This is a genomic window from Ilumatobacter sp. (genome assembly GCF_046290335.1).
GTDB lineage: Bacteria > Actinomycetota > Acidimicrobiia > Acidimicrobiales > Ilumatobacteraceae > Ilumatobacter_A.
On sequence record NZ_JBKAGH010000004.1, the window covers coordinates 370,449 to 383,908 of the forward strand.

The window sequence follows — 13,460 nt, forward strand, 5'->3', positions numbered from 1 at the left end:
GCCGCGTACGATCGACGTCGTGACCGACACGGCCTCCACCCGATTGCAGCGTCGCGACGACCTCGGCTGGGCCGGGCGCGATCGGAACGATCCGGAGGTGGTCGCGCTGCGCGAACACCTCGCAGCGAACAACGGTCTCGCGGGTCTCGACATCCTCGAGCCCGGCGAGATCGATCGTGCCGTGACGCTGTTCCGACGAGATGGTTTCGTCGTCGTCGCCGACGCGCTCACGCCGGAGCAGACCCAGATCTTGCGCCACGGATGCGACGAGGTGATCGACGAGATCATCGCCCTCGACGACGACCGGTTCGGCAATCGCGGTTCGCACCGATACTCGTTCGGCGGATCGAGCATCACCCGGAGTCAGCTGCATCGGCCGGAGTGGCAGATGCTCCTCGACCTCCCGACCGTGACGCCGATCCTGGCCGCGATCTTCGGCTCCGGCGACTACATGCTGCGCGCCGCCAGCGGGGACTTCTGCCTGCCGGGCGCAGTCGAGTACCAACCGTTGCACGCCGACACGCGTGACTTCGAGAGCCGTTCGTCGACGCCGTACAACTCCTTCAGCGATCCGCGTGGCCACTTGACACTGCGCGACCTGCCGTGCCCATACGTCTGCGTGAACTTCCTGCCGCAAGACATCACCCGCCTCAACGGGCCGACCCGACAGATTCCCGGCACCCAACACTCCCGCGCTCCGATGCCGACCCTCGACGAGGAGCCGGAGTGGATGCGCTTGAGCACCGTGTGCCCGGTTCCTGCCGGCGCCGTCCAGATCCGCGACGTCCGTGCCTGGCACGGCGGCACCCCGAACGTGTCCGACGAGGCACGGTCGATCCCCAATCTCGAGTTCTACGCCCCGTGGTACCGCGAACCGGTCAGTCCCTCCATCACCTACGAGGATCATCGACGCCTGTCGCCGCACGCGCAGCATCTCACGCGGTTCCTCGTCGCCGATTCGAGCGAGACCCTGGTCACCGGCCCGACGCTGCGACCCGACCCTCCGATCGTGCCGCTCGACGCCGTCTGAACACGCTGGCCGCACGTCAACGCAACGGCGCGCCGTCGGCGGGTGAGAAGAAGTGGATGCGGTCGGTCTTGACCGCCAACGTCACCCGCTCGCCGTTCCCGATCACGTGCATTCCGTCGACCCGGGCGATCGCCGCTGAGACGGCCGCTGACGACTCGTCGAGTCCGTCCGCGGTCTGCTCGAGAGCGTCGGTGCTCGCCGACGGCGCCTCGATCTCGAAGTGGATGTGGTTCTCCGCACCCATCGACTCGACGAGGATCGCCTCGATCGACATCTCGCGTCCGGACGAGTCGTCGACGTCATCCGCCATGTCGAAGTGCTCCGGTCGGATCCCCACGACGACGGCCTCGCCGACGAAGTCGGGCAGCCGCGGATACCGCTCGATCGTGCGCGCCGCGAGATGGAGACGGTGCCCGCCGAAGGCCACGACGAGTTGCTCGCCCTCGGCCTCGATCGTCGCATGGATCAGGTTCATCGCCGGCGAGCCGATGAAGGCCGCCACGAACAGGTTGGCCGGGTCGCGATACAACTCCTGGGGTGCGGCGACCTGTTGGAGTTCGCCGCCCCGCATCACCGCGACGCGGCTCCCCATCGTCATCGCCTCGACCTGATCGTGCGTGACGTACACCATCGTCGTGCCGAGCCGCTTCTGGAGCTGGATGATCTCCGAGCGCATCTGGACGCGCAACTTCGCGTCGAGGTTCGACAACGGCTCGTCCATCAAGAAGACCTTCGGCGAACGCACGATGGCGCGTCCCATCGCCACTCGCTGCTGCTGACCGCCCGACAGGGCACGCGGGAGACGGTCGAGGTAATCGGTCAACCCGAGGATCGCCGCCGCCTCCTCGACTCGTCGGTTCCGCTCGTCCTTCTTGATCCCGGCGACCTCGAGCGAGAACGCCATGTTGTCGCGCACCGTCATGTGCGGGTACAGCGCGTAGCTCTGGAACACCATCGCGATATCGCGGTCGGCCGGCGGCACATGGTTGACGACCTGCTCTCCGATGCTCAGCTCGCCGCCGCTCACCTCCTCGAGCCCGGCGATCATCCGCAGTGCGGTCGACTTGCCGCATCCGGACGGCCCGACGAGCACCATGAACTCGCCGTCGGCGATATCGAGATCGAGTGATTCGATCGCGGTGACGTCACCGTCGTAGACCTTCTTGACTCCGTTGAACGTCACGCTCGCCATGGCGATGCTCCTGTCGATGTGCTGGGCCGGATCTTCGCCGCGTCGGCGGCGTTGTGGAGGTGGGAGTGCATGGGTCGCCTCACTTGATGCCGCTCGAAGCGGAGTTCTCGACGAAGTACCGCTGCGCGAACAAGAACACCATGATCGGCGGTGTCATCGCGATGACGGCGCCGGCGAAGGCGAGGTTGGTGTCGGTGCTCGAACGCCCACCCAACTGCGCCAGGCTCACCGGCAACACGAAGCTGTCCGGGTTGCCGGAGTTGATGATGACGAACGGCCACAAGAACGAGTTCCAGGCATAGAGGAATCCGAACGTGGCGAGCGAGGCGATCGCAGGTCGTGCGAGCGGCACCATGATCCGCCACAGGATCTTGAAGCGGCTCGCCCCGTCGAGCAGGGCCGCTTCTTCGATCTCGACCGGAATCCCGATGAAGAACTGGCGCATCAAGAACGTGCCGTACGCCCAGAAGATGAACGGGATGATCAGCGCCACCAGGTTGTCGCGCCAGTTGAGCTGCACCATCAACTGGAAGAGCGGGACGATCAACACGACGAACGGGATCATCACCGACCCGAGGTAGAGCAAGAACAGCTTGTCGCGACCGCGGAACTTCAGGCGAGCGAACGCGTAGCCACCGAGGATCGAGGTGAGCACCTGACCGGCGACGACACCGAGCGTCACCAGCACCGTGTTGGTCAGGCTGCGCCCGAGATCCTTGCCGTCGAGGACGTCGGGGAAGTTCGCGAATCGCGGCCCGAACTCCTGGGCGGGTGACGCCGCGTTGACGAGGGAGTCGACCGTCTCCGTCGGATCGTCGAGTGACTGGAAGCGCGCGCCGACCGTGGTCCGTATGCGGATCGCCTCGACCGGGCCGTCGGCCGTCGCGACCGTGACGATCGCCTCCTCGTCGCCGTCGACGACGATCGATGTGCCGACCGGTTCGGCAGCGTCGAGGTCGGCGACGATCTCGGTCGGAGCATCCGAGTCGAGGTCGTCGAGCGCCACGTAGACGCCGAGTGACACACCGTTCTGCACGAGTGCGAAGTCCCCGTCGCGCTCCGGGAGCGTGTAGACCTCCAACGGATCGTCGTCGGCGGATCCCCCCACCGCGGTCGCCGGGACCGTGCTGTTCTGTTTCGGCACCAGCGATGGCGGGTAGGTGAAGATGTCGGTGCTCGCCTTGAACGCCGTCGACACGGCGACGACGAACGGGAAGATGACGATGCCGGCGACGAGCACCAACAATGCGTAGGTGCCACCGCGCACGAGGCTCGCACGCACTCCTCGGCGACGAACGCTCATGACGCCCCCACCGTGTTGCGTTGACGTCGGAACTGGCCGAACGTCAGGCCGAAGATCAACATGAACAAGATCCACGCGAGCGACGATGCGTATCCGGTGCTGTTGTTCACGAACGCCTCCTCGTAGAGCGCGATCACCGGCGTGGTCGTCGCGTTGTTCGGACCTCCCGGTTCGGGTCTGGAGAGCACCCAGACGATGTCGAACAGTTGCAACGCCGTGATGCTGGTGAGGCTGACGACGTAGAACGACGTGTTCGCGAGTTGCGGCACCGTGATCCGCCGGAACGTTCGCCACGGCGACGCGCCATCGATCTCGGCGGCCTCGTACAAGTCCTTCGCGATGCCCTGATGACCGGCCAGGTACAGCACCGTGTTGAACCCGAAGTTCATCCACGCGAACACCACGACGATCGCGAACAGCGCCGTGCTGCGATCCGACAGCCACGCTTGCCCTTCGGCTGGCGGGTCGAGGAACGGCAGGATCTCCCCGGCGCGCAAGATGAGGTAGTTGATCCAGCCGACCGTGCTCTGGAACAGCTGCCCCCAGACGATCGACACGCCGATCACGCCGGCGACGGACGGCACGAAGTAGATCGCTCGGAACACCTTCATGCCGGGCAGCTTCGAGGCCAACACCGTCGACAGACCGAGCGCTGGCAGCACCGACAACGGCACGGCGAGCACCAAGAACACGGCGATGTTGCGCAGCGAGATCCAGAACTCGATGTCACGCGCTCCGATCACCCAGTTCTGCCCGAACCAGTCGAGATTGGCGAGCACCTGGTAGCCGTCTTTGAGCACCTCGGTGCCGGCGTTCGCCTGCGGTGCCGACGCGAAATCGATCGACAAGGCCCGGATGTAGTTGTCGAACAGGACGAAGTCCTTGGTCGTGTTCGTCGTGCTCCAGTCGAAGAACGACACGACGAACGAGAACGCCAGCGGACCGGCGAAGAAGAACATGAAGCCGATGATGTTCGGCGAGAGGAACGCGAGGCCCGACAAGGCCTGGGACTCGGCGGCGCTGGTGCCGAAGTGCGCGGCGACCCGAGGGTTCCACATGTGGGCGACGCTGAGCGCCGAACCGATCGCGACAGCGAGCGTGGCCAGGGTCATCGGCGTGGTGAGACCGTCACCGATCGCACCGATCATCCCGGACGGATCGGCTCGCACGACGAACCAGACACCGCCGACCACGGCGAGCACTCGACCAGCGAGGCGGAGACGGACCGCGGCGAGCGAGGTCGGCGCCCGCTCGATCATCGTTCGGGCGAAGGCGATCCACAGCACTCCGACGAGGACGACGAGGAACGGCAGGAACGCCTTGTTCAGCCCTTCCCCGAAGCTGCCGATGCCGAGGAAGAACCCGAACTGGTGCAGCGCCGCCGCTGCGGCGAGCACGAAGAAGAGGTAATTGGTGATGAGCGAGACGGTTCGAGCGCGCCGCACGACGCGACGTACACCGAATGCCGAGTAGGCGTGCCCGAACACGGCGAGGCCGTTGAGCACCAGGACGAGCAATTTGATGGCACCCGGGAGGCCGTCGTCGTCGCTGGAGGGATCGAGCGTCGCGAAGAGTGCGAGCAGCGCCGCCAACACGGCGACGAGGTGCCAGCCGACGACGAGTCGCTGGCCGGTGGCGAGCGGGATCCGGTAGTGGTGGCGAGGTAGTCGCCCTCGCGCCCAGGGCGTGATGGTGCTGTCCGGTACGACGATGGCCGCGTCGGCCAGCGGTTCCGTCTCCGCATCGGTTGGTGTCCCCATGTGTCCCCTCGTCGATCACGGTGCCGATCGCTCACCCGCGCCAGCATCGGTCCCCCTTGGTCCGCGTCGGTGCGATCCCGATCATGTCAGTCGCGGGGTGGCGTTCGGCCGCTGCGTGATGCAGCGCCCGACCGACGGTCATCTCGGCTGATCGATCAGCCGAGGCTGGCTGGTCAGCCCAGCGCTCCGGCGACTTCGGAGCAGATGTTCGCTTCGAAGTCCTCGATGGTGCGCTCGCCGTTGAACAGCGCCGTCACCGCGTTGGACATCGTCTCGCTGTAGTCCGGCCACGAGCCGGCCCACAGCGGACCCTCTGCCGTCGGGGAGTCCTGGAGTCCGTTGATGAACGCCTGGTTGTTCTCCGGCGGGGTGAAGGTGAGGAACGCGTCGATGGCCGCTTCGCTCACGCGGCTCGGGATGTTGGCTCCGAGCTCGCTGATCGTGGCCTGCGTCTCGGCGGTGGTCAGCTCCTGCACGAGCTGCCACGCCTCTTGCGGGTGCTCGGTGTTGGCGTTGACGACGTACGCACCCCAGAACAGCCAGTTGCCCTGCGTGCCACTCGGGCCCGTGGGCAACTCGACGACATCCCAGTTGAACGCGGCATCGGTGCGCGCTCCCGGGGTCGCCCAGCGGCCGTTCATGAACATGCCGACGGTGCCGGCCTTCCACGGGGTCTCGCTGTCTTCGCCGTACGGCACGGTGGCGCCGGTCGCGTAGAGCGTCTGCGCCTGGGCCAGACCGGCGATCGTCTCCGGGGTGTCGAGCGCACAACCGGTGCGGTCCTCGGTGAAGAAGCTGCCACCGGCGGCGTTGATGAACGCACCGAAGGGGCCCCACCATCCGTCCATGGCGAAGCCCTTGTTGGCGCCTCCCGTCTCGGCGACCAGTTCGGTCACCTCGGCGAACGCGTCCCAGTCCCAGGCGCCTTCGGCGGCGAGGACACGCGGGTCGTCGGCTCCGGCCTCGGCGATGAGGTCGAGGTTGAGGTACAGCGCGAACGTCGAGACGTCGCGCGGCAGACCCCAGAGCTTGTCGCCCGGGGCTCCCGCCTCGGGGTCGTAGGTGAGGTGGAACATCGGCTCCGGGTAGAAGGCGCTCGTGTCGAATCCGTCGGCCGCGGCGAGTTCGCCGAGGTCGAGGATCAGGCCTTCGGACTGGAAGCGAGCGATGTCGGTGCCCGGGATCCAGAACACGTCCGGCGCCGTACCGTTGCCGATCTCGGTGACCAACTGGTCCTGGTAGCTGGCGGTGTCGGTTCCGCCCGGCTCATAGGCCAAGGCGAAGCCGTCATTGGCCGCGTCGATGGTCTCGCTCACGTTCGCGTACACCTGCGCCTCGGCGTCGTTGTCCGGACGGGTGCGCCACCGAACGGTGACGTCACCATCGGCGGCCGGTTCGTCGGCAGCGGGTTCGTCCGCTGCTGCTTCGGTGGTCGGAGTGGCATCGTCGGCCGAATCATCGGCCGCGTCGTCGCTCCCACATGCTGTTGCGATCAGTGCCATGGCGGTCAGCCCGGCGAATACTGCTCGTGTTCGTTTCACGCTGCACTTCCCCTCATTGGTGTTGTCCGGGCGGACCCGGAGTGTCATGCACCGAGCACCGCAGATGCGGGACTCGATGTCGTTCCAGGCGAACCTGGTTCGAATGTGTGTCGACGACGCGTCGCGCCGCCGGGCGATCACTCGGCGACGACCACGTCGACTCCGAAGGTCCTCAGCTCGCCGACGATGCGTTCGTCGGCGCGGTGATCGGTCACGAGGACGTCGAGTTCGTCACAGCTCATCACCGGGGCGAGCGTCGTGACCCCGAGCTTGGAGGCGTCGGCCAAGACGACCCGGCGGGCCGCACCCTTCGCCATCGATCGCTTCACCTCGGCCTCGGCGAGATTCATGTTGGTGCAACCCTTGACGACGTCGACGCCGTTGCATCCCAAGAACGCGCTCGCCGCGCGAAGCCCGTCGAACATCTCCGACGCCATCGGGTTGACCAGCGAGTGCTGTTTCGGCCGCAGCGTTCCGCCGCTCACGACCACGGTGATGCGCGGGTAGGCGGATTCGAGCGCCAGAGCGATGTTGAGTCCGTTGGTGAACACCGTGACGTCGACGAGATCGTTGCGTTCGGCGAGTCGAGTGGCGAAGGCCATCATCGTCGTACCGACGTCGAGCGTGATCGCTTCGCCGGACTTCACGAGGTCGGCGGCGGCACGACCGATCGCGTCCTTTTCCGTGGCGTGGCTGGTACTGACCTCTTCGAACGTCCGCTCGACCTGGGGTCGCTCGGGGGCCATCGCCCCGCCGTGGACTCGTTGGATGGCGGACTGTTGGACGAGCAGGTCGAGATCGTTGCGGACCGTCACCGTCGACACGGCGAATCGTTCGGCGAGTTCACGCACCGTGACGAAGCCGCGACTCTCGACGAGATCACGGACGCGGTACTGACGAACCGCCGTCGGCAGTTCGGTGTCGGGAACGTCGTGCATCGACGAACGTGTGGTGATCTCCCCCATCGCCACCGTACTTTCATACGGTTTCGCTCCGTTGTCAACTCATTTCAGTTGCTTTCGTTTGCCTTGCTTTCGCGATCGGTGCTTTCACTGGCCGAGCTCTCGCTCGGCGTACTGTCGAGCAGCGACGAGTCGGTGTCGATGTCACCCGGCTCCAGGCCATCGTCGGATGCCTGGTCGGCGCTGCCGTCGATCTCCGGGTCGCCCTCGGGATCACTCTCGGGTCCCGCGGGGGCGTCCACGACACGGTTGCGCAGTGCCGCCCAGAGCGCGAGTCCACCGACGATGCCCGCCAGTGCGACCCACTGGTTCCAGCGGAACGGGCCGAGCTCATCGGCTGGATCGACACGGAGCCCCTCCACCCAGAATCGCCCGAGGCCATAGCCAGCGAGATACAACCCCATCAGGGCGCCCGTGGCCGGACGCCGGTTGCGGTCGATGAACAGCAGCAGCGCGACGAGCGCCAAGCTCCACAGCGATTCGTAGAGGAACGTCGGATGGAACGTCGTGCCGAGTTCGAACAACTGCCCGGTGTCCGGGTTGGTGACGAGATGGTCGGCGTCGATCTCGAGCGCCCACGGCAGTTCGGTCGGTCGGCCGTAGAGCTCCTGGTTGAAGTAGTTACCCCACCGCCCGATCGCCTGCGCAAGCGGGATCGCCGGCGCCGCGCACGTCGCCGCCGCGGCGACCCCGACACCCTTGGACCGTGCCAGATAGAGCCCGACGGGAATGCCGAGGAGCAGACCGCCGGGGATGCCGAGACCGCCCTCCCAGATCTTGGGGATCGCGGCGTAGTCGTCGTCGAAGCGATCCCAGTCGGTGGCGACGTGATAGAGCCGGGCACCGATCACGCCGGCGATCACCGCCCAGATCGCGATCGAGCTGGCGTCGTCGGTCGTGCCCACGCCGCGCTCGACGAAGCGTCGACCCATCAGCCACACGGCGGCGACGACGCCGATGGCGATCGACAGCCCGTACAGGTTGAGGCTGAGCGGTCCGATGTCGATCGAGTTGAACGACGGGCTCGGAATCGACGCCAGCGTCGCCGCGACGGCGTTCAACTCGTCACCCGCTCGATGAAGGCGAGGCTGCGCTCGTTGATGAGGTCACGGTCGTAGTCCTGGGTGGCGACGTGAAAGCTGCGTTCGAGGGTGACCATCTCGACCTCGCCGCCGTAGGTGTCGGCGAGATGCTGACTGCTCTCCGGCGGCACGACGTGGTCGTTCGGCGACACGAAGATCAGGATCGGCACGGTCAACTCCCCGTACCGGTCGGCGATGGGTCGCAGCCCGTCCTCGTTCAGCGACACCAGTTGTGCGAGCGGCGTGCCTTCGTAGGCGATCTCGGCGACGTCGGGGTCGGCGATGTCGGAACCGATCCCCGGCATGACGTCGGTGCCCTCGTCGATCATCTCGCGCAGCATCTCCATCACGTCGTCGGGCTGGGGTGCCGTGGCCGCATTGACGCAGATCAACCCGGCGAGCCGCTCGTCAGAGAGCCGCTGCAAGCCGGTCCAGAGTGTGAGCGTGCCGCCCATGCTGAGGCCGATCACGACGATGGCGTCAACGCGCTCGGCCAGCGTGTCGTAGGCCGCAGCCGCGCCGGCCGACCAATCGGCCCAGTCGGTGGTCTGCATATCGGCCAGCGTGGTGCCGTGGCCGGGCAGGCGAGGTTGTTCGACGTGGTACCCGGCGTCGGCGAACGCTCGCGCCTGGTACGTCATCGACGACGGGTTGCCGGTGAACCCGTGCACCACCAACACCCCCACCGATCGCTCCCCAACGTGGGAGAACGGCTCACAACCCGGCATCACCTCGAGATCAGTCATCCCCATTGTCTACAAGCTGGCGACCGAGACGGGAAGAACGACGCGCCGAGTTCCGTGAAGCATTTGCGTCCGGTGCGAAACCGTTCGCTCGCCGTAGCATCGTCGGTCACGTTGCGCACGCCGATTCGAGCGGGGCACATCGAGTCGTCGAGGACGGTTCGTCATGGTGTTCACAGTTGTCGCGTTGGCGCTCGGCGCCGCGCTCTTGGCCTACTCGGCCGACCAGTTCGTGTTGGGCGCCGCACGCGTCGCGCTCATCCGTCGCTGGTCGCCGCTCGTCGTCGGTGTGGTCATCATCGGCTTCGGCACCAGCGCACCCGAACTGCTCGTCTCCGCGATCGCCGCCGGTTCGGGTGACGCAGAGGTCGCCGTCGGCAACATCGTCGGATCGAACATCGCGAACCTGTCGCTGCTCCTCGGAGTCGGCGCGATCATCGTGCCGATCAGCGTCGCGTCGAGCACGGTCAAGCGTGAGGCGCCGATCGCAGTCGGGGCGATGGTCGCCATCGCCGCCGCGTTGCAGGGCGGCATCCAGATCTGGGAGGGCGTACTCCTCCTCGTCGCGCTCGGTGCGGCACTCTGGTTCATCACGACCTCGGGCTCGGCAGGTGGCTCGGCGGCGGATCCGCTCGGTGTCGAGACCGTCGAACTCGCCGACCCGTCGACGCACTCGATGGGTCGCGAAGTCGTCCGCACGATCCTCGGGCTCGTCGGAACGGTCGCCGGAGCGCAGCTCCTCCTCACTGGAGCGCTCGATCTGGCCGATCGAGCCGGCCTGGAAGAAGGGTTCGTGGGCGCGACACTGGTTGCGATCGGCACCTCGTTGCCCGAACTCGTCACCGTGGTGCAATCGGCGCGCCGTCGCGAGACCGACCTGATCGTCGGCAACCTGCTCGGCTCGAACCTGTTCAACGCGCTCGGCGTCGGCGGGTTGATCGGGTTGATCGGGGCAAGCGATCTCGACGACCGCGGGTTGACCGTCATCGGAGCCGGCGCGGCGATCGTGATCGCACTGCTGGCGTTGGTGGCGATGATGACGAGAAAGACGGTGGGTCGAGCAGAAGGCATCGGCCTCGTCGTGGTCTACGCCGCGCTCGTCCCGTTCCTCGCGTAACTTCGCGGCCGTGCTGACGCTGGCGCGGACCAGCATCGGGGCGTCGTTGCGGCGACTCTTCGATCATGGCGCAGACCGTTCGGGCACCCGGCTCGGACACTGCGCAGAAGCGAGCCGACCATGTCGAGCATTCCCGCGTCCCGTCGACACGTCTCCGAATCCGTTGGGCGGCGATCGGAGCAGCGGCCGCCGTGAGCCTGGGTGCCGGCGCGATTCAGATGGCCACCGCCTCGGGCGGTACCCCGGTGACGCCTCGGTGTTCGTCGCGATGGTGCCGACAGCGATTCGACCTGCGAGATCCCCGCCACCGCAACCGCTCTCGCAACCAACACCGTCGCCATCCGCCCCACAGCAAGCGGATTCCTGGCGTTGTTCCCCGGCGGCGATCGGCACCAACGCAAACCCGATCATCAGCTACCAGTAACTCGACAACTCCGCTCTCAGAGTCGCGGCCTGTTCGAACCCGACCTGCACCTCAGCCAACAGCACCACACTCGACTCTGGCGGCTCCGTCGGCACGTCCACGGCGATCGTCAGTAGGGGTCGTGCTCGGACAACGGGAGGCTCCACCAGTCGTCGGGGACCTGGGCGGGGTTCCAGTCCGGGTCGGGATAGATGCAGTCGACCGGGCACACCGGGAGGCATTTGTCGCAGCCGCTGCACAGCTCCGGGATGATCACGACGTCGGCACCGTGGTTGAAGATCGCGCCGAAGGTGGGCGGGCAGTGTCGCAAACAGGCGTCGCAGTTGATGCACTCGAGCATCTCGATGCGCAGCGGCGGGTTCTGCCACTTCTCGTTCCGCTCGCGAGTCTCGATGCGCGTCGCCCGAGTCGAACTCATCGGCGAGACGCTAACTCACCGGTCGACGCCACGACGATCAGAGGGGGCTGGCGTCGACGCCCGGATGGCGGGCCGCCATCACCCGCACGAACGCGTCGACCAGCGACGGGTCGAACTGCGCTCCCGAGCCGGACGCCACGAACTTGACGGCCTCGGCGACTTCCCACTCGCGCTTGTAGATGCGACGGGTGGCGAGCGAGTCGTAGACGTCGGCGATCGCGACGATGCGACCCGACAGCGGGATCGACGCGCCGGTCAAACCGTTGGGGTAGCCGGTGCCGTCCCACCACTCGTGATGTGACCACGCCGCTTCGGCCGCGAGTTGGAACAGATCGGTCGAGACGCCCGACAGCAGCCGGCGACCGAGCACCGTGTGCTGCTTGACCTGCTCGAACTCGTCCATCGTCAGCGGGCCCGGCTTGAGCAGCACCGAGTCAGCGATCGCGACCTTGCCGATGTCGTGCAGTCGGGCGGCGAGACGCAGCCGTTCGCACCACTCTGGCGGCCGGCCGATCGCATGGGCGATCTCCGCAGCGAGGTCGCCGACGGCATTGGTGTGCTTGGTCGTGTTGCCGCCGCGGAACTCGGCAAGCGCGGCGAGGCGCTCGAACGCCTCGAGGTGATAGGCGTCGGCGTCGGCGTGATCCGCGGCGAACGTCGCGATCAGATCGGTGGTCTGTAGCCGGGTGATCTCGGCTCGGTTGCGCGCCGTCTGGTTGTCGTGAGCGACTTGCAGCGTGCGGAGCCGAAGGTCGGCCGCATCGGTGAAGATCTCACGGTGCAGTGCGAAGTGACGTTCGCGGTGCTCGAGCGCCTCGCCGTACCGGCCGGCCTGCTTGTACGCGGTGGCGAGATGATCGTGGATCTCGAGCTCGACTTCGCGCATGTCGGTCCGGTCCGCGAGGTCGAGGGCGGCGGCCAGCGAGGCGATTGCTTCGTCGACCTGGCCGCTGCGCAAGGCGACACGGCCTTCCGACACCATCACGCCGAGCTGTTCGGCGGGCGAGAGGTCGGCTCCGTCGGCGCTGCGGTACTCCCAGTCGGCGCGAGCCTCCGCGAAGCACAGCGCTGCGCTCGCGTGGTCGGCGAGGCCCACATACGCCTCGGCGAGGTCGGCGAGGAGCCCTCCGACGAGATGCGGCGCGTGCTCGCGGGCGAGGTCGACGGCGTCACGACCGAGACTGACAGCGGGCAGATACTCGCCGCGGCGACCGCGGATGCGGGCGAGGTTGCCCATCACCATCGCGTCGAGGTCTCGACGACCGACCGGCTCGTTGATCGCCAGAGCGCTCTCGTAGGTCGTGATCGCCCGGTCGTAGTCGCCCATCGACTGATAGATCGCGGCGATCGTGTGGAGGATCTTGCCTTCGTTGATCTGGTCGTCGGTCGCCCGATACACCTGCAGCGCGCTGAGGCACCGCTCGAGCGCGGCGGCGAAGTTGCTGGCCTGGTAGTGCACGACGCCGATCAGATGCAGCGACCATGCGAGCGTGAGCGACGGGTCCATCTCCTCGGACAGCGCGACGGCCTCACTGGCGAGCGCGAACGCGTCGTCGGTCTGGCCGTACTGATGCGAGATCGACGCCAACTGATACAGCGCCTCGGCTTCCTCACCGACGAGCCCGGCTGCACGAGCGACCACGCGAGCGTCGAGCGCCGTCTTGCGCGCTCCGGTCGGATCGGTCGCCCGCCGCGTGGCGGCGTCGTCGAGCAGGTTGCGAACTCGACGCTGCTCGGTGGTCATCTGATCGTGCACGCTGACGTCCTCGTAGTGGCCGGGCCGTTCGAGCGTTCTCCACGACGCGCCCCAGCACACAGTACGACCATGTGAGCAGTATCGACGCTGACACGAGCAGACTTGAGTCATTCCAGAATCCGTCGACGAACC

The 13,460-nt window shown here is 66.8% G+C and carries 11 protein-coding genes; 2 read left to right on the forward strand and 9 right to left on the reverse strand.

Annotation, left to right across the window (positions count from 1 at the left end; genetic code table 11):
- Positions 1-19: 19 nt before the first annotated feature.
- Entirely contained in the window at positions 20-1,030 is a 1,011-nt protein-coding gene (locus ACE37B_RS17705; RefSeq protein WP_409924664.1) for a phytanoyl-CoA dioxygenase family protein, read from the forward strand.
- A 16-nt stretch (positions 1,031-1,046) separates the two neighbouring features.
- Here the strand turns inward: ACE37B_RS17705 and ACE37B_RS17710 are convergent, their stop codons facing one another.
- The 7 genes from ACE37B_RS17710 to ACE37B_RS17740 all read right to left on the reverse strand — a co-directional run bounded on the left by ACE37B_RS17710 (position 1,047) and on the right by ACE37B_RS17740 (position 9,616).
- Positions 1,047-2,222, reverse strand: coding sequence for an ABC transporter ATP-binding protein (locus ACE37B_RS17710; protein ID WP_409924665.1), 1,176 nt, complete (start codon positions 2,220-2,222; stop codon positions 1,047-1,049).
- A 79-nt stretch (positions 2,223-2,301) separates the two neighbouring features.
- The gene (locus ACE37B_RS17715) at positions 2,302-3,525 is read right to left on the reverse strand and encodes a carbohydrate ABC transporter permease (protein ID WP_409924666.1); all 1,224 of its coding nucleotides are present in this window, start codon (positions 3,523-3,525) and stop codon (positions 2,302-2,304) included.
- On the reverse strand, positions 3,522-5,285 hold the full coding sequence (locus ACE37B_RS17720) for a carbohydrate ABC transporter permease (protein ID WP_409924667.1): 1,764 nt from the start codon (positions 5,283-5,285) through the stop codon (positions 3,522-3,524). The genes ACE37B_RS17715 and ACE37B_RS17720 overlap by 4 nt, the downstream gene beginning before the upstream one ends.
- Positions 5,286-5,458: 173 nt before the next feature.
- Complete coding sequence (locus tag ACE37B_RS17725) at positions 5,459-6,826, reverse strand: ABC transporter substrate-binding protein (protein WP_409924668.1); 1,368 nt, start codon at positions 6,824-6,826, stop codon at positions 5,459-5,461.
- 137 nt (positions 6,827-6,963) lie between these two features.
- A complete protein-coding gene (locus ACE37B_RS17730) occupies positions 6,964-7,791 on the reverse strand; it encodes a DeoR/GlpR family DNA-binding transcription regulator (RefSeq protein ID WP_409924669.1) in 828 nt (275 codons plus the stop codon).
- Between the two features lie 44 nt (positions 7,792-7,835).
- Positions 7,836-8,849: a prolipoprotein diacylglyceryl transferase gene (gene lgt / locus ACE37B_RS17735; protein ID WP_409924670.1), complete on the reverse strand. Its 1,014-nt coding sequence runs from the start codon at positions 8,847-8,849 to the stop codon at positions 7,836-7,838.
- Positions 8,846-9,616 (reverse strand): alpha/beta hydrolase, encoded by a 771-nt coding sequence (locus ACE37B_RS17740; protein WP_409924671.1) that lies wholly within the window; start codon positions 9,614-9,616, stop codon positions 8,846-8,848. The genes lgt and ACE37B_RS17740 overlap by 4 nt, the downstream gene beginning before the upstream one ends.
- Positions 9,617-9,779: 163 nt before the next feature.
- On the opposite strand from ACE37B_RS17740, the gene ACE37B_RS17745 reads away from it, so the two are divergent.
- Positions 9,780-10,730 (forward strand): sodium:calcium antiporter, encoded by a 951-nt coding sequence (locus ACE37B_RS17745; RefSeq protein WP_409924672.1) that lies wholly within the window; start codon positions 9,780-9,782, stop codon positions 10,728-10,730.
- Positions 10,731-11,263: 533 nt separating this feature from the next.
- Here the strand turns inward: ACE37B_RS17745 and ACE37B_RS17750 are convergent.
- Together ACE37B_RS17750 and ACE37B_RS17755 are read right to left on the reverse strand one after the other, a co-directional pair.
- Positions 11,264-11,572 carry a 4Fe-4S dicluster-binding protein gene (locus ACE37B_RS17750; protein ID WP_409924673.1) on the reverse strand — a complete coding sequence of 103 codons (309 nt, stop codon included), beginning with the start codon at positions 11,570-11,572 and terminating at the stop codon, positions 11,264-11,266.
- Positions 11,573-11,609: 37 nt separating this feature from the next.
- Entirely contained in the window at positions 11,610-13,328 is a 1,719-nt protein-coding gene (locus ACE37B_RS17755; RefSeq protein ID WP_409924674.1) for an HD domain-containing phosphohydrolase, read from the reverse strand.
- Between the last annotated feature and the right edge of the window lie 132 nt (positions 13,329-13,460).

Bases quoted from the DNA above. Each gene is read 5' to 3' on its own strand.
- ACE37B_RS17720 (WP_409924667.1), bottom strand. From the start codon at position 5,285: ATGGGGACACCAACCGATGCGGAGACGGAACCGCTGGCCGACGCGGCC.
- ACE37B_RS17745 (WP_409924672.1), top strand. From the start codon at position 9,780: ATGGTGTTCACAGTTGTCGCGTTGGCGCTCGGCGCCGCGCTCTTGGCC.
- ACE37B_RS17715 (WP_409924666.1), bottom strand. From the start codon at position 3,525: ATGAGCGTTCGTCGCCGAGGAGTGCGTGCGAGCCTCGTGCGCGGTGGC.
- ACE37B_RS17710 (WP_409924665.1), bottom strand. From the start codon at position 2,222: ATGGCGAGCGTGACGTTCAACGGAGTCAAGAAGGTCTACGACGGTGAC.
- ACE37B_RS17740 (WP_409924671.1), bottom strand. From the start codon at position 9,616: ATGACTGATCTCGAGGTGATGCCGGGTTGTGAGCCGTTCTCCCACGTT.
- ACE37B_RS17730 (WP_409924669.1), bottom strand. From the start codon at position 7,791: ATGGGGGAGATCACCACACGTTCGTCGATGCACGACGTTCCCGACACC.
- ACE37B_RS17750 (WP_409924673.1), bottom strand. From the start codon at position 11,572: ATGAGTTCGACTCGGGCGACGCGCATCGAGACTCGCGAGCGGAACGAG.